This is a genomic window from Kitasatospora sp. NPDC004745, assembly GCF_042873275.1.
GTDB lineage: Bacteria > Actinomycetota > Actinomycetes > Streptomycetales > Streptomycetaceae > Kitasatospora.
This window is the reverse complement of sequence record NZ_JBIALK010000015.1, coordinates 110,798-127,619: the sequence shown is the minus strand read 5'-3', so window position 1 is coordinate 127,619 and position 16,822 is coordinate 110,798. Positions and strand designations below refer to the sequence as shown.

Here is a 16,822-nt window from a genome sequence, read left to right as displayed (position 1 = left end):
GTTTTGCGTCCCGACGACCATCGACGCGGTCGTGCTGACCATGAACGACCGCCCGGCCGAGTTTCCGCCGGCGATGGCCTCCCTCCTCGCCCAGCAGGACATCGACCTGCGCGTGGTCATCGTCGGCAACGGCTGCGAGCCCGACCACGTCCCGGACGGCGTCCAGGCCCTCGCCCTCCATGACAACCTCGGCATCCCCGAGGGCCGCAACATCGGCGCCGACGCCCTCGCCGGGCCCGGAGCGGGGGAGTTCATCTTCTTCGACAACGACGCCCGCCTCCCCGACGAGCGAGTGCTGGCCAGCCTCGTCGACCAGGCCGGCCGCCACCCCGAAGCCGCCTACGTCCAGCCCCGCATCGCCGACCCCGACACCGGCATCACCGTCCGACGCTGGGTCCCCCGCCTTCGCGCCGGCGACCCCACCCGGCCCGGCACCGTCACCGTCATGGCCGAAGGCGTCGTCCTAATCCGCCGCGCCGCCAACGAGCAGGCCGGAGGCTGGCCCGGCCACTTCTTCCTCTATCACGAGGGACTCGACCTCAGCTGGCGCCTCTGGGACAACGGCCAAACCGGCTGGTACGCCCCCGACATCGTCATCCACCACCCCGCCACCGACCCCGCCCGCCACGCCCTCTACCTGCGACTGGTCGCCCACAACCGCGTCTGGATCGCCTACCGGCGCCTCCCCGCCCCCCTGGTCCCCGCCTACCTGTCCCTGTGGGTACTGATCACCACGGCACGGACCCGCTACCGCAAGGCCCTCACCACCTGGTTCGCCGGGTTCCGCGAAGGACTGCGCGGCGGTCACGGCGAACGCCGCCCCATGTCCTGGAACACCGTGCTACGCCTCACCCGGGCCGACCGCCCGCCGATCGTGTAGATGCTCCGCTCGGCGGCGCGGTGCGGCCCTACGCGGGGGCAGGGATCGGTCGGTCCATCGGAAGGCATTCGCCGCGGCCCCGCTCCGGCATCCCCGTTCCAGCCGCCCAGCCGCTCGGCTCCGGCGGGCTCATCGTAGTGAGCCTGGGCCCGCTGTCCTCTGACCGGTGACCTTGACCGATTGCCACATGATCTTGACCGCCGGTCGGTGACTGGGCGGCGGTGCGCCATGGTGGCGTGATGGCGCATCTGCAACGCGATGGTCACTGCCCGAAGGATGCCCGGGGGCTGGTGTTCACTGCGATGCGGCGGAGGCCGAACGTGACGGGTCCGAGGGTGTGGCGACCCAGCCCGGGAGGGTGGGCATCACGGCTTCGGCGACCTGGTGCAGGAGCGCGTCGTCGACGGGCTCGCCGTTGGTGCGGAAGATGGCGATCTCGAAGGCCCGGCCGCCCGGGCCCTTGGGGTCCTGCGCGACGACGAGGCGCCGGACCGGGGCGCCTGAGCCGGGGCTGGTCTTGTCGTCCTCGCTGGCCGGAGAGGGCGTGGCACCGGGGAGGTCATGCACGAAGAGGGTTTGCGGGCTGCCGCCTGCCCCGAGGGTCACGGTGCTGGTGGTGTAGGTCAGGGCGCCGTGGCCGAGCACGGTGGTGGGCCGGGGATGGAACTCCGGCATGCCCGCGATGTCCTCGACGGTGACGGAACTGTCCGTCAGGGCAACGACGCTCAGGCCTACGTGCACCTCTGCCACGGCGTCGGGGCCGAAGGCGAGCGGAGCCGGACCCGCGGCCGAAACCCGGCCGTGCGGCGTGCCGAGCAGGGCCGGCAGATCGGGGCGGTTGAGGGCGGCGCACAGTGCAGCGTAGCTGGGCGGGTCCGCGGGCCGGGCTGCGGCACATGCGGCCGACGGCTGGTCCTGCCCGGGTCGGTCGGCCATTGTCCATATGCCGATTCCGATGGCGGCCAGCAGCATTGCACCCGCCTTGGCGGCGTTGTTCCTGCTGGACTTGCGTGCTGCCGGCAACGGCACTCCTCTTCGATGCGGCTCGAACGCCGAGGCAGAAGCACGGCACGCCGAGAAGATCATAAGACTCCCCTCCGTGGGCGTCGCCTGCGTCCACACAGGCTCACCCCTCGCCCCCGCCCCGGGAAGCCAGCACCACCAGTCAAGATGACCTGTCAACCGGTCAAGATCGTGTGGCACAGGACACCCGCCGTCTTCATCCTGATGCTCACCGTCGTCGTGGGCCCCGTGCTCGTCACGCCGCCCGGCCAAGCCGTCCAGCGCAGCACCCACTCCTCGACCTCGTCCTGATCCCCGTCCTCCTCGGGGCGATCCACACGACCGCGCAGTTCGTCCGCCGCGAGCGCGAGGCCGCCCGCGCCCTCCACGCCGACCGCCTGGCCGTCGGCCTGACGGCCACCCATCCGGGGCGCCGAGCAGTGGGGCCCCGCCCTTGAGCCGGTGCTCGCCGGGGATCACCGGGCGCCGTCTTAGACCTGAGCCGGGATACCGCCGGCGCGGAGCTCGCGCAGGTCGGGGATGTGGTTGTAGAGGGTGCCAGGGCTGACGCCGAGGAGCTTGGCGATCGAGGTGATCGACTGCTTGGGGTTGGGCAGCAGCGTGCGGGCGGCCTAGATGGGGCAGACGCTAGCGTGGACCGGACGACGTCCGCGAACAGAGGAAGCGCCCCGTGACGCAGCACAGCAGCGAGCCGTTCCGGCTGATCGTGACCGGAGGCGGTACCGGCGGTCACACGTACCCGGCCCTGACCGCGGTCCGGACCCTCCAGGCGCGGCTCGCCGCGGCGAGCCGCGCGCTGGAGGTGCTGTGGGCCGGAACGGCGGACAGCCTGGAGTCCCGCGTCGCGGCAGCCGAGGGGATCGCCTTCGCGCCGGTCGCCACGGGAAAGATCCGACGCCACCGCAACCCGGTCATGATGCTGTCCCCCGCGAACGTGCGGGACATGGCGCGCGTGCCGCTCGGCGTCGCCCAGGCCCGCGCCGTGGTCTCCCGATTCCGCCCCGACGTGGTGCTTGCGACGGGCGGGTACGTCGCCGTTCCGGTCGGCGTGGCCGCCTCGCTGTGCAACCGACCGCTCGTCGTCCACGAGCAGACGGTCCGCCTGGGCCTGGCCAACCGGACACTCGCGGGAAAGGCGACGCACATCGCCGTCTCCTCGGACTCCACATTGCCACTGCTGTCGGAGGCTTCCCGCAAGGTGGCGGTGGTCACCGGCAACCCGGTGCGCCCCGAGGTGCTGACCGGCCAGGCGGACAAGGCGATCCAGGCCCTCGGGCTGCACGGCTTCCACCGCAACCTGCCGACCGTGTACGTCACCGGTGGCGCGCAGGGCTCGGAGCAGATCAACGGCCTTGTGGCCGACGTGCTGCCGTGGCTGCTGGGCAGCGCCAACGTGATCCACCAGTGCGGCCCCGACAACGTCGAAGCGCTTCGCACCCGCGCCGACGCCCTCCCCGCCGACCTGGTGTCCCGGTACCTGCTGACGGGCTTCGTTGGTTCGGAGCTGCCCGACGTCCTCGCACTGGCCGACGTGGTGATCTCCCGCAGCGGAGCGGGCACGATCGCCGAACTGACTGCCCTGGGCAAGGCCGCCGTCCTCATCCCGCTTGCCACCTCGGCCGGCAACGAGCAGGCCCACAACGCGAGCCACCTCCACGACGCCGGAGCAGCAGTCGCGCTCCTCGGCACGGTGACGGCGGCGCAGTTGCGCGAGGCGGTCGGCCCGCTGCTGACCGACACCCGCCGCCGCACGGACATCGCGGACCGGGCGCGCTCCTACGGCCGGCCGGATGCCGCCGACCGGCTGGTGGACCTGCTCTTCGCGGCCGCTGGGCGCTGACGGACTGGAGCCCGGGGAGGGAGGTCCGCCCCGGGCTCCCGCGCCCCGCAGCTACCGGTCTGCGGGCAGGGCCCGCGTCACCGCAGCCGTCCCTTCGACCGCGTCCTTAAGGGCGGAGGTGACGTGGCGTACGTCGTCCTCGGTCATGTACTGGTGGAAGGGCAGTGAGAGGATCTCCCGCCCGATCTGCTCGGTGACGGGCAGATCGCGCCGCCACGGGGCGAAGACGGGCTGGAGGTGGTTGGGCGGGTAGTGGACGCCGACCGCGATCCCGGAGGCGATCATCCGCTGGAAGACCTCCTCACGGCCCTCAACCCGTACCACGCACAGGTGCGGCACCGTGCGGTCCACGTCCACGTCCACCAGCGTGATGCCCTTCGCACCGTGCAGCGCCGCCCGGTAGGCTCGCCACAGCTCTTGGCGCGTGACCTCGGTCGTCTTGAACTTGGGGAGCTGGACCAGACCGATCGCCGCGTTGATCGAGGACAGCTGGTAGCGCAGCCCGAAGCCCTCCACGCGGTAGGTGGTGGAGGCCTGCCGCTGGGCCTGCGAGGCGACGACACCGAGCATGCGCAGCCCGCGCAGAGTGGCGGCGTCCTCGGCGTTGCGGGGGATGACCATGCCGCCCTGTCCGCAGGTGAGGTTCTTGACCGGCCCAAACGAGAAGCACGTCAGGTCGCCGGTGTTGCCGACCCGCACAGAGCCGCTGTAGGAGCCGAAGGCATGCGCCGCGTCCTCGATCACGGCGATGCCGCGCTCGTTGAGGGTGTCGTGGGCCGCGCCCAGATCCACGGCCCGGCCACCGAACAGGACCGGCAGCACGGCTCGGGTGGCGGGGGTGAGGGCCTCCAGGACGGCGGCCGGTTCGATGCACAGGGTGTCGGGGTTCACCTCGATGAACCGGGGCGCGGCCCCACAGGCCAGGATGGCCTGGATGGTGGCGCAGAACGTCATCGAGGGGACGATCACCTCGTGGCCGGGACCGATGCCGGCGGCCAGCAGGGCGCAGTGCAGCGCGGCCGTGCCGGAGGCGGTGGCCACGGCGTCCGGGACGCCGAGGAACCGGGCGGCCTCCTGCTCGAACTGTTCGGTGACGGCGGTGTGCCCATACTGGCCGTCGGTCAGGACGCGCCCCACGGCTTCGAGTTCCGTCCCGTACAGGTACGGGCTGGCGTTGCGTGCGGCGTCGAACCGCGACGGGGTGGTCACGATACCTCCCGGGTCGGTCGGATGATCGGTCGGAGCAGTGAGCTGGCCTTGTCCAGGGCCACGGACACCTCTGCGGGCGACGGTCCGGCGGCGGTGATCATGCCGATCTTGTGGCCGGACTGGTCATGCGGGTGCACAGGGTCTCCGGGCTGGGCGTACAGCTCGATGCCGGTGACACCGGGGACGTTGCGGGCTTCGGAGACCCCCTCCCACGTGACCAGTTCGCCTTCCACGTCGAGGGGGGAGCCGAGCAGTTCCACCCCGGCGTGCGCGTTGCGCGTCGGCTTCAGATAGGCGTCGAACGGCTCGCCGAGCGCGAGCGCGATGAGCGCGCCCACGACGTTGACGCTCAAGGCGGCCTCGTGCAGGCGCGGGATGCTGTCCCCGCTGAGGCGAGGGTTGGCTTCGACGATGCGGCCCTGGCCGTCCTCGCCGAGGACGAGGTCGAAGTTCGCGGGCCCGTCCGTGATGCCGAGCGCACGGCACAGCCGCTCGGCGACTTCCTTGAGGCGGCGGTGTTCCTGCGGGGAGAGTTGCGCCGTGCTGATCCGCCGCACGACGCTTCTCCCGGCGACCAGGAGTTGATCCTTGATGCAGGTCATGACCGACTTGCCGCCCTGGAGGAACAGGTCGATGGTCAGCTGTCGCCCGTGGATGAATTCCTCGGCGATCACGGTCTGTGAGACGGAGTGGGCGCGTGCACGGGCGATGGCGGCAGGGAGGCCGTCAGGGTGGGTGACGCGGGTGACACCCTTGCTGCCCGATCCGTCCACCGGCTTGACCATGAGCGGGAAACGCAACCGGGCGGCCTTCGCGGCGACCTCGCCGGGGTCGCCACCCGCGGCCCACCCGTACCCGGCGATGCCGCAGGACGCGACGACCTGGTGGAAGGCGGCCTTGTCGAGGCCCGCCAAGGCCGCCTGCGGGTACACGTAGGGCATGCCGTAGCGCAGGCCCAGGACACGCCAGGTGGGCAGCGCGGCGTCGGTCGCACCGGCCACGATCCCGGCGGGCCGCGTGTCGCCCAGCGCTTCGGCGATGGCGTCCGCGTCCCGGGTGGAGATCTTCATGGCCGCGTCGGCGAAGGGGAACGCGGGGGCGTCCGAGCGCATGTCGACGGCGATGGTCGGGATTCCTCGGCGTGCCGCCTCCTGGTAGAGAGGGATGTGCTCCTCCGAGGCGCCGAGCACGAGCAGCGCGTTCTGCGGCAACTGGTCACCGGACACGGGCACGCTCCGGGCTCGGGGCCGTGAGGTGGACGGCGGGCACCGGTGGCTGCGGGTCGCGGGCCTGCGGGACCTGCCGGTCCGGGTGGTGCTGGTACCAGGCGACGGTCTCGGCGAGACCGTCATCGAGAGAGCGACACGGCCGGTAGCCGAGCTGCTCGGCCTTGGCGCAGTCCATCGCGTACCGCAGGTCGTTCGCGGTCCGATCCGGGACGTACACCACGCGGCTCCAGTCCGCCTCGCAGGCTCGCAGAAGCAGCGCCGTCAGCTCTCGGTTCGTCAGGTCCGTCCCGAGGCCGAGGTTGTAGGCCTCGCCGGGCATGCCGTCGCGCAGCACGAGCTCGACGCCGGCGCAGTTGTCCTCGACGTGCAGCCAGTTCCGCACGTGCTGACCGTGCCCGTGGACGGTGACCTTGTCGCCCCGCATCAGGGCAGAGACGAACCGGGGGATGACCTTCTCCGGGTGCTGGCCGGGCCCGTAGTTGTTCGAGGAGCGGGTGACGCACACCGGCAGCCCGAACGTGACCGCGTACGACAGGGCGACCAGGTCCGACGCGGCCTTGCTCGCGGCATAGGGGACCGTCGGGCGCAATGGCGCGTCCTCGGTCGCGGCACCGTCCAGGAGCGGCCCGTAGACCTCGTCGGTGGACACGTGGACGAACTTGGACACCTCGGCGTTGGCCGCGGCCGCCAGGAGCCGCTGGGTGCCCAGCACGTTCGTCGCCGTGAACGCCCCGGCGTCGACGAAGCTGTGGTCGACGTGGGACTCGGCGGCGAAGTGCACGACCGCGGTGTGCCGGGCCATCAGGTCGGTGACGAGCGTGGTGTCGAGGATGTTGCCGTGGACGAACGTGAGCTTCGGCGAGTCGAGCGCCGACCCCAGGTTGTCCAGGTTGCCCGCGTAGGTGAGGGCGTCGAGGACGGTGATCCGCTCGACGTCGTCGGCGGCAAGCATCCGCTTGACGAAGTGGGATCCAATGAAACCGGCGCCGCCGGTGACGAGCAGCTGGCGCATGCGGGCCTCCATTCCGGGGGGACGGCCGCCCTGCCCTGTCGCGAGGAGCGGTCCGACCGGCTTCCAGGACACTCCCGGAAGGGTGGTGCCCGGCAGGCACACAGAGGGGGCCCACAAATCACAGAAGCGGTAACGATGTTGCTGCCCGCTGACCTACCCTCGAAGCCCGGCCACCGGCAGGCAGGAGAGCCCTCATGGCGCCGGCACCACGCAGGACCCGCGAACCGAACCACCGCCTCGGCGCTCTCCTGGCCGCGAGCGGCCGCAGCCGCAAGGGCCTCGCGCAGCGGGTCAACGAGCTCTCCGCACGACACGGTCAGCCACGCGCCTACACCCATACGAGTGTCGGCAACTGGGTGGACAAGGGCATGATCCCCGACGCCCCGGCGCCCGAACTCATCGCCGTTGCGCTGGGAGAACGCCTCGGACGGCCTGTCGCCCTGACGGAGATAGGCATGGCCGGCCTCCCGGCCGACCCGGCCGCGATGGGGTTGGATTTCCCCAGAGACCCCGGCGAGGCCGTGCGCAACGCCGCGAACTTCTGGAGCACCGTGCACCGACGCGACTTCATCGGCGGCGCATTCGCCGTCGCCGCCTACACCGCCCCGGTCACCCGCTGGCTGGTCCAGCCCTCCGCGCCGCTGCCCGGGCACCGCGGCAGCCTCCAGGTCGGCCGCGCGGACCTGGAGGAGCTGTGGCAGGCCGCGAGCGAGGCCCGCTCCTGGGACTCCAAGTACGGCGGCGGCAGCTGGCGCTCCAGCAGCGTCGCGGACTGCCTCCGGCACCGCGCGAGCCCGCTGCTGACCGGCACCTACCCGGAGAAGATCGGCGCCGAGCTGTACTGCGTGACCGCCGAGCTCGCCCGGGTCGTCGGCTGGGCCGCGCTGGACATGGGCCAGCACGACGCCGCGCAGCGGCACTTCATCCAGGCCCTCGCGCTCGCCCGCGCGGCCGGCGACACCGAGGTCGGCAGCCACGTGATGTCCACGATGGCGCTGCAAGCCATGCTGCGCGGCTACCCGAGCGAGGCCATCGACATGGTCCAGGGCGGCTACGAGCGCGCGAAGGGATCGGCGAGCCCGCGGGTGCTGGCGTTCGCGAAGATGGTCGAGGCCCGGGCACACGGCCGGTCACGGGACCCGCGGGCGGCGTCGCGCGCCCTGTCGGAGGCGGAGACGCTCCTCGGCCGCGCACGGCCCGGCGACGATCCGCAGTGGATCAGCTACATGAGCCACACCCGGCTCGCATCGGATGCGGTCGAGGTGTGGCGGGACCTCGGCAACCCGAAGGCGGCGTTCACGTGGAACCGCCACGCCGACGCGATGCCTGAGGGCTCCTTCGCCCGCTCGGTCGGGCTGCGCCTCACGGTGCTCGGGACGGTGCACCTGCAGAGCGGCAGCCTTGAGGAAGGCGTCGCGATGGGACACCGGGCGGTCGACATCCTCGCGCGGGTGCAGTCGACACGGGCGCGGGACTACGTGCGGGACTACACGACGGAGTTGCGGCGCTGGCCGAAGGAACCGGCGGTTCGGGACCTGCTGCAGCGGGCACACACGGAGCTGGCCATGGCCAGCTGAGCGGCCAGGCATGCGGCTGCTACTTGCCCGGGTGCCCGAGCTGGTGGACGGTCCAACCGGCGGCACGCCAGGGCTCGGGGTCGAGGGTGGTGCGGCAGTCGACCAGCAACGGGGTCGCGGGGCGGCCCACGAGGTCCTGCGGGTTGGCCTGCCGGTACTCGGGCCACTCGGTGGCGAGGACGGCGACATCGGCGCCGTCGAGGGCGGCCGGGAGGTCGTGCCACCCGGCACGGGGCCGGCCGGTCCGGGACGGCCGCGTCGGGCGGCACCCGACTACTGGTTCGGCGACCTCCGCCCCGCCATCACCGCGCAGGCCCGCGACACCGACTCCCTGGCAGGGATCTGCGAACTCGCTGTTCGGACCGGCTGGCACGGCCAGGGGGAGTCGGCACCAGCATCTACACAGCACTCGTTGCCGCGCTGCGCACACAGTGGGTGTCGCTCCTCGCGATGCCCGGAGACAGCCCCGCTCGCCGTCTCTACGACGGCTTGGGATATCAGTACGCCGGCCCGTACAGAGCCGGTGACGGCCCAGTCCTTGACCTCCTACTGCTCCGCACCGGGCCGGCAACCGTCGACTGAGGAGCGGCACGCCGGAATCTCTGGTGGAGTCCAGTTGCCAAAACGGACGTTTTGGCAGGCACGCCTCCCTTTCTGGCGTTGATTCGGCCGGGTCAGCTGAGGTGGAGCCGGGCGAGGCCGGCTCGGATGCGGGCGACGTCCTGACTGTCGCTGGGCACGAGTCCGCGCAGGGAGAGGAGCGCCTTCCCTGCCTGGACCGCCCGGTCCTGCTCGCCGGGGCCGATCCGCAGCCACGCCGCCTGAGCCTGGTCGGCGGCGCGGCGGGTGTCGGGATGGTCCGCTCCGTACTCGCCTTGGCGGGCCAGGGCGAGCGCGGTGTACTCGACGGTGGCCGAGACCATGTCGCGGCGGACAGCGGCCATCTGGGCTTCCAGCTCGTTGATGCGGTCGGCGGAGGCACCGGCGGCTTTGAGGTCCGCGAGGTGGGCGGCTGCCGTAGGCCAGTCCTGCACTTCGAGTGCTGCGGCGAACGGGTCCCCGGCGGCGGGAGCCTCGGGCTCGGGTTGCGGCTGTGCAAGCGCGGGGGTCTGCAGCTCCTGAGGCTGAACTTCCTCGTCGGGCTCCCGGCGCGGGAGGACCGGGGCGCTCGCTGCCCGCCCGCCCTTCCCGGCTTTCGGCTTCTTCCTCCGATGGTCCCCCTTCGGAGCCTCCAGCACGGTCTCGGCGCCGTCGGGGCCGACACCCTGGCCGCGGCCGCCACCGAACGCCTCGAACACCAGCGCCTGCGCCACCAACTCACCCACACCACGGCCCAACTGGCACAGAGCCGGGCCGACATGGAGGCGATGCTCCAACAGGTCCAGCAGGCCAGCCAGGAAGTCAGCACCGCCCACCAGATCTGGGCGCAGACCGCCGAGCTGCGCCGCCAGATCCGGGACCTGCACGACGCGGTCCGGCCCGCCGCCGACGACGCCGAGCAAGCGCACCGCCTCGCCGAGTCGACCCGCGCCGCGGTGGCGGAGACGCTGCAGGCCACCGGGGCCCTCGAACGGGCCTACGAGAGGCTGGAGGTCCGGCGCAAGCAGCTCGAAGCCGCGGATCAAGCCGTGGTGGACCAGTCCCCGGCCACCGTCCCGCCCGCGCGGGTCCCGGTGCGGCAGCCGATCCCGCCCGAGCAGCGCCCGTGGCGCCGCCCGTGACCCCCGTCCCGGACCGGCGCTTAGCGGTGCGGCGCGGAGCCCCGCGCGGCCAGCCGCAAGGTCACCTTCGGCTGCGCGGACTCACTCCCAAAGCTGCTTGGACCAGTGACCCCGAGGGCGATAGGCACGGCCGTCACCGACCTGCTTCAGCCCGCCGGGAACGACGTCCTCGTGGTAGGGGTACTGTTCCGTCGCCGCCGCCAGCAGGAACTCCAGGAAGCCGCCCTCGAACAGGTCCCACTCCCGCATCGAGTGGAACTTGGCGGCCACCGGCCACTGGTCCGGGTCCGGGCCCCGCATCAGCCAGAAGAAGTGGTCGGAGTTGGAGTTGTTGCCCCACTTCAGCAGGCCTCCCTCGGTTGGGAACAGCGGGTACGGGCACTCCCTGTAGTCCCCGTCCCGGTAGCACTCGGCCAGCCAGGCGCAGTATCCGTAGGGCTCCGTCGTGTCGTACAGGAACCCCTCGAAGCCGGACGGCATCGCGGCATGGGGACTGGGGACTTCCGTTGGTGTGAAAATGTGCAGCTCGTCGCTGATGCTGACCGACCCGTACCGGTCGGCGAACGCCCGGTAGTCCGCGGGCAACTGGAAGCCGATCGCCGCGGGTGCGAGCTCCCACGGGACCGGGGTCACACCGCCCGCAGGCGGCGGCCCGATCACCGCGCCCAGCCGCTCCAGCATCTCCTCGATGTCCACGTCCACTCCCGTCAGCCGCCTGCTCCCGCCGGAGGCTATCCGTAGCCGGTGACACCGGAGGCGGCGGGCGCCCCGGCCCCGCACCAAGCAACCCAGCACAGGCCCGCTGGCCCGGCGCCGTGGACCAGGGCCACGACGCTGTGCCGCGCGGCGGGCCCGGGCGGGCAAGGAGCAGCTGTTCGAGCTGATCGGTCCGAGCGTGCAGGGGGAGCGTCGGTGGGCGGGCAGAGCAGCGGCATCCCGGTATGCCCCGGCCGTGAACAGGCCAGGAGAGGGCTCCGTCAGCCGCAGCTCTGCAGCTGGTCGCTGGACGGTCGGAGCCGTCGCCTAGAGTGCGGCCTCTGACAAGCCGGCGGCCGGAAGGGGACAGGGCGATGACCGAGGCGTGGGACCGGTTGCGGGCGATCATGGGGGAGCCGGTGTACACGCCCGCGAGGGTGCCATGGGACCTCGCACCGGCCGAACTAGGTGTCCAGCTGCCGTCGGACTACCGGGCGTTCGTCGACCTGTACGGTGCGGTGACGCTGAACGGGGAATGGGGCGTGAGCTCGCCCACGCAGCACTCTCACGCTGCCGGCTCACCCGGCGGTCTGGCGCACTGGCGCCGGGAGAGCGACAGCGAGTTCCGCGCGCAGGTCGAAGGCGAGGACGAGTTCTGGGGCCAGGAGTACACCCCGGTGTTCCCGGACCCGGGAGGGCTCCTGCCGTGGGGCTCCAACAGCAATCACGACTACTGCTGCTGGCTCACCACCGGCCCCGACCCCGAGCAGTGGCCGGTCGCCGTCTTCTGCGACTTCGACGGCGTCGACGACGGCAAGCTCGCCCACTTCGACGGTGGCTTCGCGCAGTTCGTGGCAACCGTCCTCAGCGGCGAATACGCCCATGAGGACGATCTGCTGGTGAAAGCCGACCCCGCGGAATGGGGCCCCCAGCCGGCCCGGCCGCTGTGGACACCGGGCTACGACTGGACCGGCAAGGACTGGGGCGCCCACTGGGGCGTCACCCGCTACCAGCCCACAGGCTCGACGCAGATGCCCTGGGCCCGCAAGCCGTGACCCGCTGCCCCGGCCGGCGAAGTTCGCGCCGGACGGCGGTGACGCCCGGGCAGGCTCGCGATGGCCTGGCGCAGGACGGCAAGGTCGATCACGGGGGTATCCCGTCGTCGGTGACCGGTCGTACAGTTCGTGATCATGTTCAAGGGATGGTGGCACGTACGTGCCGAGGACGAGCGGCAGCAGTGGACGCAGGATCCGTTCGTGAGCGTGGGGCCGCTGCGTTTCGGCATGAGCGCGGCCGAGGTCGCGGACACGATGAGCGGCGTCACGCAGGACGGCGGGGACCGCCGGGTCACAGGGCCGGAGGACACCTGGGTCGTGAGTCAGTGCAGGTACCGCGAGTTCGGCCTGGAGCTGTTCTACCGCGAACGTCGGCTCTCCGCCGTGGTGGTGGACGCCCTGCGCGGGCCACAGGTGATCGCGGACGGCATGGCGCTGGTAGGCCGGGTCCCCTCTGAACTGGAGCAGTGGATGTGGGAACGCGCCGACTCCCTGCCGCCGGAGACCGAGCTCGCCTTCATGAGCGCGGGTGTCCCGTGCTCGGAGTCCCTGGGGGTGACGATCAACGTGCAACGGGCGGGCGACCGGCTCCTCACCCGGCCGATCTTCTACCCCGCCGAGGCGCTCCACGACCTGCCCCACTGGCTGCCGCAGGAGGCCTGGGCAATCCACGGCTGAACCCGGAGCCCGGCTGGCCGCAACGGCGGGCCGTCCCTTGGCAAGTGCACGCTGGCACCGTGTGCGGCAGGCTGCGGCGTTCCGGGGGCGAGTACCGACTTCGGCCACACAGGCGGCCTGCGTGTCGTCATCGACAGAGGGAACCCCTCACATGATTCACCCGGCCATCACTCGCCTGTCGGTCCTGCTCGGGGCGCCCACCCTCCCGGGCGACAGCATCGACTGGGATGCCCTGGAACGGGCCGACCGGGGTGCGGTCCGGGGGCCGGGGTGCCGTGGCGCCGGACGAGGTAGCGCATGCCCCGCCGGGCCTCGGTCACCGTGATCTTCTGCTCCATGATCGCGGGCACGAGGGAGTCCAGGACGAGGCCGGTGGCGCACAGCCGCAGGCCGGGGTTGCGGCGTTGGGCCTCGTGCAGCGCTCCGGGCGGCAGGACGAGCTGCTCGGGGGAGTCGTTGCCGCCGAGCAGGGTCGGCAGGCGCTTTAGGATCCAGTCGGCGCCCTCGCCCCAGGCCTGCGCGGCGACTTCGCCGGCGGCGGGGCGGGCGGTGACGCGCAGGGTGTCGGTGCCGGCCGGGGTGCGAAAGGGTGCGCCACAGCTCTCCGGGCGTCCACGCGGACACGGGGTCGCCGGCGCCGCGGTGCAGCGGACCGAGGACACGGGCGAGGTCGAGCGGGAACAGAGGCTGCCAGGTACGCCGACGGGGCTCCACGCTTGGACCTCCTCTCGCTGGATCGGCTCTGCCACCGGGCCATGCATGGCGGGACACTACCGCACCCCTGGGGCTGTGACCTGCAGTAACGACCATCAATAGAACGTGTGAACGGTTTGATGTCGGCGGCCGGACTGGGCGGTCTCACCAGGCCCTGAGCTGGGTCCGGCCTGTGGCTGTCCGGGGCGCCCATGAGGCGGTCGCGGAGGAGGGCGTGGCAACCCGATGTCAGGCCGGCGTGCCAACATCACCCCAACCACGAGGAGAGAGAGGGGGAGCCATCGTGAGCTTTTTGGGGCTGTGGTGCCTGATACCCATGCACGCCGACACCATCGCGCACTACAGGACAGAACTGGCCCCGGCCATCGAGGCCCAAGCCGCCCTCCCCGAATCCAGGGACCTCCTTCAACGGTGGCACCAGGCGGGCAGCACGGAGACGTTCATGCATCAGTTCATCGACGTCGCTGGCCCCTCCGCACTGGACGAGAGGATCTGCCGCGTCTACGAGGCCTGGGAACGCGGCTACGACAAGGCCCTGCCCCACCTGGCGGTTTCCACCCGCAAGGCCTACCCGGCAACCGCCATGGCCTTCGCCCTCGGACCTGAGCGCAACGCCGAACTACCCGGCTGGTTCGGAGACCTCATCCTCACCCCCCAACAAGTCCGCCAGACCCTCCCCGCCGTCGAACGAGCCTTCACCTGGAGCACCGAGACCCGACGCCGGGCCGAGCTGCTCCTCACCACCGCCCTCTACCCCGAAGGCGACCAGGAAGACATCGACGCCCTTCTCGACGGCGTACCCCCGGTCTGGCGCGCCGCAGCACGCGCCGGCCAAGGCCTGCTCGGAGCGCACTTCATCCCCTGACCGCGCCGACGATCCGAGCCGTACCTCCCCTGAACCAACTGCACCCCGAGTCGGCCCGGCAGCCCCGGCCAGCCCGGCCTACCCAACGCACCCGCACGCTGGAGACGACGATGACCCGCACGACCCCACAACGGCCCGTGGACGTGGAGCAGCTCTTTCCCGAGCTGGTGCCGCTGCGCCGCGATGCCATACGCCTTCACCCGCGGGCCGGCAGTCCGTCTCCGGCCGAGAGCTCGGTCGGCGGGCCGCTGCTGTGGCCCGCCGATGAGCCGTGGCCGCTCTGCCCGAGCGCCAGTCACCCGGGGGAGTGGGGGCAGCCCGCCACGGAAGGGCCGGTGCCGATGGTGTCCGTCGTCCAGATCCACCGACGGGACGTGCCCCAACTCGGCTTCCCCGCCGGGACCGACCTGCTCCAGGTGCTCTGGTGCCCGTTCATCGTCGACCTCTGCCCGGAGCCGACGCCCCGCGTTGTATGGCGGAGTTCGGACTCGGTGGCCCCGGTCCTCGACGCCGCGCTGCCGACCGTCGGCACCGCGCCCAAGGACAGCATCCCGGCCCCGTGCGTCTTGCACCCCGAGCCGGTGGTCGACTACCCGAGCTGGGACATGCCGGAGGAGTTGGGCGAGGAGCTGTGGTTCCGGATGGAGGAACTGAAGGCCCGCACCGGCCTGCGGTACAGCTACCACCTGGCCGAGGCCCCGGGGATCAGGCTTGGCGGATACCCGAGCTGGACCCAGGAAGCCTGCTGGCCGGACTGCCCGACCTGCGGACGGACGATGGACCACCTCCTGACGGTGAGCAGTTGGGAGTACGACGGCCTGTCGTGCCGCACCTGGCTCCCGCTGGAGGACCGCGACAGCGAGACCGGCGAGGAGCGCCGGGACGCCACCGGGGGCCGTGGGGCGCACAGTCCCGCGCAGGTGATGTTCGGGGACGCGGGAGGCGTCTACATCTTCGAGTGCAGGTCGTGCCCGGACCGTCCGGTGGACCACCACTGGGACTGCTCGTGAGCACGCAGTGCTCCACGGGGTGCCTCACGCTCCGAAGGAGTTACCGGTCCTGCCGCCGCCTCCGATCGGGCACGGCAGCAGCCACAATCGGGCGGTCCCTGCTGCTATCGAGCGTGTCCGGCCATCCAGTTCGGCGGGACGGTAGTGCGAGATCCCGCGAACCCGCTGACTTCCCGTGCACGGCGATTCCATGATCGAGGCGGCCGTCTGCGACGGCGACACCGTCGTCGTGCGCCGCCAGCCGGTCGCCGAGAACGGCGACATCGTGGCCGCGATGATCGACGGCGAGGCCACCGTCAAACGCCTCAAGCACGACGATGGCCGGACCTGGCTGATGCCGCACAACCCGGCGTACGAGCCGATCAACGGCGACAACGCGACCGTCCTCGGCAAGGTCGTCGCGGTCCTGCGCCGCCTCTGATCTCGCGGGCACCCCAGGGGACGGCTCAAGCAGACCGTGGCCGACCAGAACGCTGAGATCCTCGAACTCCGTCAGGAGATCACCCGAATCACCGTCGGCGCCGGGTGCGGCCGAGGGCACCGGGCAGAACGCTTCCCATCGGCAGCCCGTCGTTCAGCTCGGACGAATGCCCTAGCCTCGGGGGATGACGCTCTACTTCGACCCGGTGGCCATCCTCGGCGACGACCGCGATGCCTTTCGGGGTCGTTGGGAAGACCGGCTGTGGCTCAACGTCCCCGGGCCCTTCTACGGCGGGGAGACCGACACGTGCTGGACCGGACGGCTCTCGGCGCCCGCCCACGTCCTCTACGGAGGCGAGTACCTCAGCGAGTACGTCTACCGCCAGCCCAGAACGCCCGGGGACACGGCCCTGCTGGTCGAGGCGGCAGATGACGACCCGTTGCTCGGGTACGGCTGTGACGGCGACTCGCGCTGGACATCGGAAGCGGTGCGGGAATGGTGGGGTAACCGCGGCCAGGTCCTGCAATACCTGTCCGATCAGCGGAGCAGGTGGGATGAGGGCGATGCCTGGTCAGGCCAGGGCATCGCCGCCGCCGTTCGCGACTTCGAGCTCTACATCGCCGGTGATCTGGCAGCCGACCTGCGGATCTACCTCTACTGGCTGGAAGAACGGCGTTCCCCCAGCCCCGCTGACCGGTTGCCCGAGCTGTAGCGCCACCGTGCGGCGGCGCGCCCGAGCCCGCGCCCGCCGGCTGCCCGAGTGCGGAGTGTCCGTAGCGGGCAGACCAGCGGCCATGCGCCCCATCCGCTCTTGTCCAGAAGGGGTTGTCCCGGCTGCCTCCGGTGGTGTGCTCCAGGGCCGTGGGCGCGCGAGCGTGTTTCTGTGTCGGGG

The 16,822-nt window shown here is 71.6% G+C and carries 18 protein-coding genes and 1 pseudogene; 10 read left to right on the top strand and 9 right to left on the bottom strand.

Features of this window, described 5'->3' with window-relative positions:
• The first annotated feature begins 40 nt into the window (after positions 1-40).
• Positions 41-880, top strand: a complete 840-nt coding sequence (locus ACFYUY_RS23770; protein ID WP_387903502.1) for a glycosyltransferase family 2 protein — start codon at positions 41-43, stop codon at positions 878-880.
• Positions 881-1,174: 294 nt separating this feature from the next.
• Here the strand turns inward: ACFYUY_RS23770 and ACFYUY_RS23765 are convergent, their stop codons facing one another.
• Together ACFYUY_RS23765 and ACFYUY_RS23760 are read right to left on the bottom strand one after the other, a co-directional pair.
• On the bottom strand, positions 1,175-1,966 hold the full coding sequence (locus ACFYUY_RS23765; protein ID WP_387903358.1) for a DUF6215 domain-containing protein: 792 nt from the start codon (positions 1,964-1,966) through the stop codon (positions 1,175-1,177).
• 92 nt (positions 1,967-2,058) lie between these two features.
• Complete coding sequence (locus ACFYUY_RS23760; protein ID WP_387903355.1) at positions 2,059-2,307, bottom strand: hypothetical protein; 249 nt, start codon at positions 2,305-2,307, stop codon at positions 2,059-2,061.
• A 266-nt stretch (positions 2,308-2,573) separates the two neighbouring features.
• Here ACFYUY_RS23760 and ACFYUY_RS23755 point away from each other — a divergent pair, with 266 nt between their 5' ends.
• Positions 2,574-3,743, top strand: a complete 1,170-nt coding sequence (locus ACFYUY_RS23755; protein WP_387903353.1) for a glycosyltransferase — start codon at positions 2,574-2,576, stop codon at positions 3,741-3,743.
• Between the two features lie 51 nt (positions 3,744-3,794).
• On the opposite strand, the gene ACFYUY_RS23750 is transcribed toward ACFYUY_RS23755, so the two are convergent.
• The 3 genes from ACFYUY_RS23750 to ACFYUY_RS23740 are packed head-to-tail and all read right to left on the bottom strand — an operon-like array spanning position 3,795 to position 7,193.
• Positions 3,795-4,952 (bottom strand): DegT/DnrJ/EryC1/StrS family aminotransferase, encoded by a 1,158-nt coding sequence (locus ACFYUY_RS23750; RefSeq protein ID WP_387903350.1) that lies wholly within the window; start codon positions 4,950-4,952, stop codon positions 3,795-3,797.
• A complete protein-coding gene (locus tag ACFYUY_RS23745; RefSeq protein WP_387903348.1) occupies positions 4,949-6,178 on the bottom strand; it encodes an ATP-grasp domain-containing protein in 1,230 nt (409 codons plus the stop codon). Before ACFYUY_RS23745 ends, ACFYUY_RS23750 begins: the two co-directional genes overlap by 4 nt.
• The gene (locus tag ACFYUY_RS23740; RefSeq protein WP_387903346.1) at positions 6,168-7,193 is read right to left on the bottom strand and encodes a dTDP-glucose 4,6-dehydratase; all 1,026 of its coding nucleotides are present in this window, start codon (positions 7,191-7,193) and stop codon (positions 6,168-6,170) included. Before ACFYUY_RS23740 ends, ACFYUY_RS23745 begins: the two co-directional genes overlap by 11 nt.
• 194 nt (positions 7,194-7,387) lie before the next feature.
• Between ACFYUY_RS23740 and ACFYUY_RS23735 the strand changes: the two genes are divergently transcribed.
• Complete coding sequence (locus ACFYUY_RS23735; RefSeq protein WP_387903344.1) at positions 7,388-8,770, top strand: sporulation protein; 1,383 nt, start codon at positions 7,388-7,390, stop codon at positions 8,768-8,770.
• A gap of 19 nt (positions 8,771-8,789) precedes the next feature.
• On the opposite strand, the gene ACFYUY_RS23730 is transcribed toward ACFYUY_RS23735, so the two are convergent.
• Positions 8,790-9,143, bottom strand: a complete 354-nt coding sequence (locus ACFYUY_RS23730) for a hypothetical protein (protein ID WP_387903342.1) — start codon at positions 9,141-9,143, stop codon at positions 8,790-8,792.
• A gap of 301 nt (positions 9,144-9,444) precedes the next feature.
• On the bottom strand, positions 9,445-9,804 hold the full coding sequence (locus ACFYUY_RS23725) for a hypothetical protein (protein ID WP_387903339.1): 360 nt from the start codon (positions 9,802-9,804) through the stop codon (positions 9,445-9,447).
• A 177-nt stretch (positions 9,805-9,981) separates the two neighbouring features.
• Between ACFYUY_RS23725 and ACFYUY_RS23720 the strand changes: the two genes are divergently transcribed.
• Positions 9,982-10,491 carry a hypothetical protein gene (locus ACFYUY_RS23720; RefSeq protein WP_387903336.1) on the top strand — a complete coding sequence of 170 codons (510 nt, stop codon included), beginning with the start codon at positions 9,982-9,984 and terminating at the stop codon, positions 10,489-10,491.
• Between the two features lie 81 nt (positions 10,492-10,572).
• Here the strand turns inward: ACFYUY_RS23720 and ACFYUY_RS23715 are convergent, their stop codons facing one another.
• Positions 10,573-11,187, bottom strand: a complete 615-nt coding sequence (locus ACFYUY_RS23715) for a hypothetical protein (protein ID WP_387903334.1) — start codon at positions 11,185-11,187, stop codon at positions 10,573-10,575.
• 374 nt (positions 11,188-11,561) lie between these two features.
• On the opposite strand from ACFYUY_RS23715, the gene ACFYUY_RS23710 reads away from it, so the two are divergent.
• A complete protein-coding gene (locus ACFYUY_RS23710; protein ID WP_387903331.1) occupies positions 11,562-12,242 on the top strand; it encodes an SMI1/KNR4 family protein in 681 nt (226 codons plus the stop codon).
• Between the two features lie 135 nt (positions 12,243-12,377).
• The gene (locus ACFYUY_RS23705; protein WP_387903329.1) at positions 12,378-12,920 is read left to right on the top strand and encodes a hypothetical protein; all 543 of its coding nucleotides are present in this window, start codon (positions 12,378-12,380) and stop codon (positions 12,918-12,920) included.
• Positions 12,921-13,087: 167 nt separating this feature from the next.
• Here ACFYUY_RS23705 and ACFYUY_RS23700 read toward each other — a convergent pair whose 3' ends face one another.
• On the bottom strand, positions 13,088-13,582 hold the full coding sequence (locus ACFYUY_RS23700) for a hypothetical protein (protein WP_387903326.1): 495 nt from the start codon (positions 13,580-13,582) through the stop codon (positions 13,088-13,090).
• A 494-nt stretch (positions 13,583-14,076) separates the two neighbouring features.
• On the opposite strand from ACFYUY_RS23700, the gene ACFYUY_RS23695 reads away from it, so the two are divergent.
• The 4 genes and pseudogenes from ACFYUY_RS23695 (at position 14,077) to ACFYUY_RS23680 (ending at position 16,642) form a co-directional block, all read left to right on the top strand.
• A complete protein-coding gene (locus ACFYUY_RS23695; protein WP_387903324.1) occupies positions 14,077-14,499 on the top strand; it encodes a hypothetical protein in 423 nt (140 codons plus the stop codon).
• Positions 14,500-14,609: 110 nt separating this feature from the next.
• Positions 14,610-15,509, top strand: a complete 900-nt coding sequence (locus ACFYUY_RS23690) for a DUF1963 domain-containing protein (RefSeq protein ID WP_387903321.1) — start codon at positions 14,610-14,612, stop codon at positions 15,507-15,509.
• Between the two features lie 169 nt (positions 15,510-15,678).
• Positions 15,679-15,930, top strand: a pseudogene (locus ACFYUY_RS23685) (LexA family protein); the annotation flags it as partial.
• A gap of 184 nt (positions 15,931-16,114) precedes the next feature.
• Positions 16,115-16,642 (top strand): ferredoxin, encoded by a 528-nt coding sequence (locus ACFYUY_RS23680; RefSeq protein ID WP_387903320.1) that lies wholly within the window; start codon positions 16,115-16,117, stop codon positions 16,640-16,642.
• Positions 16,643-16,822: the final 180 nt, after the last annotated feature.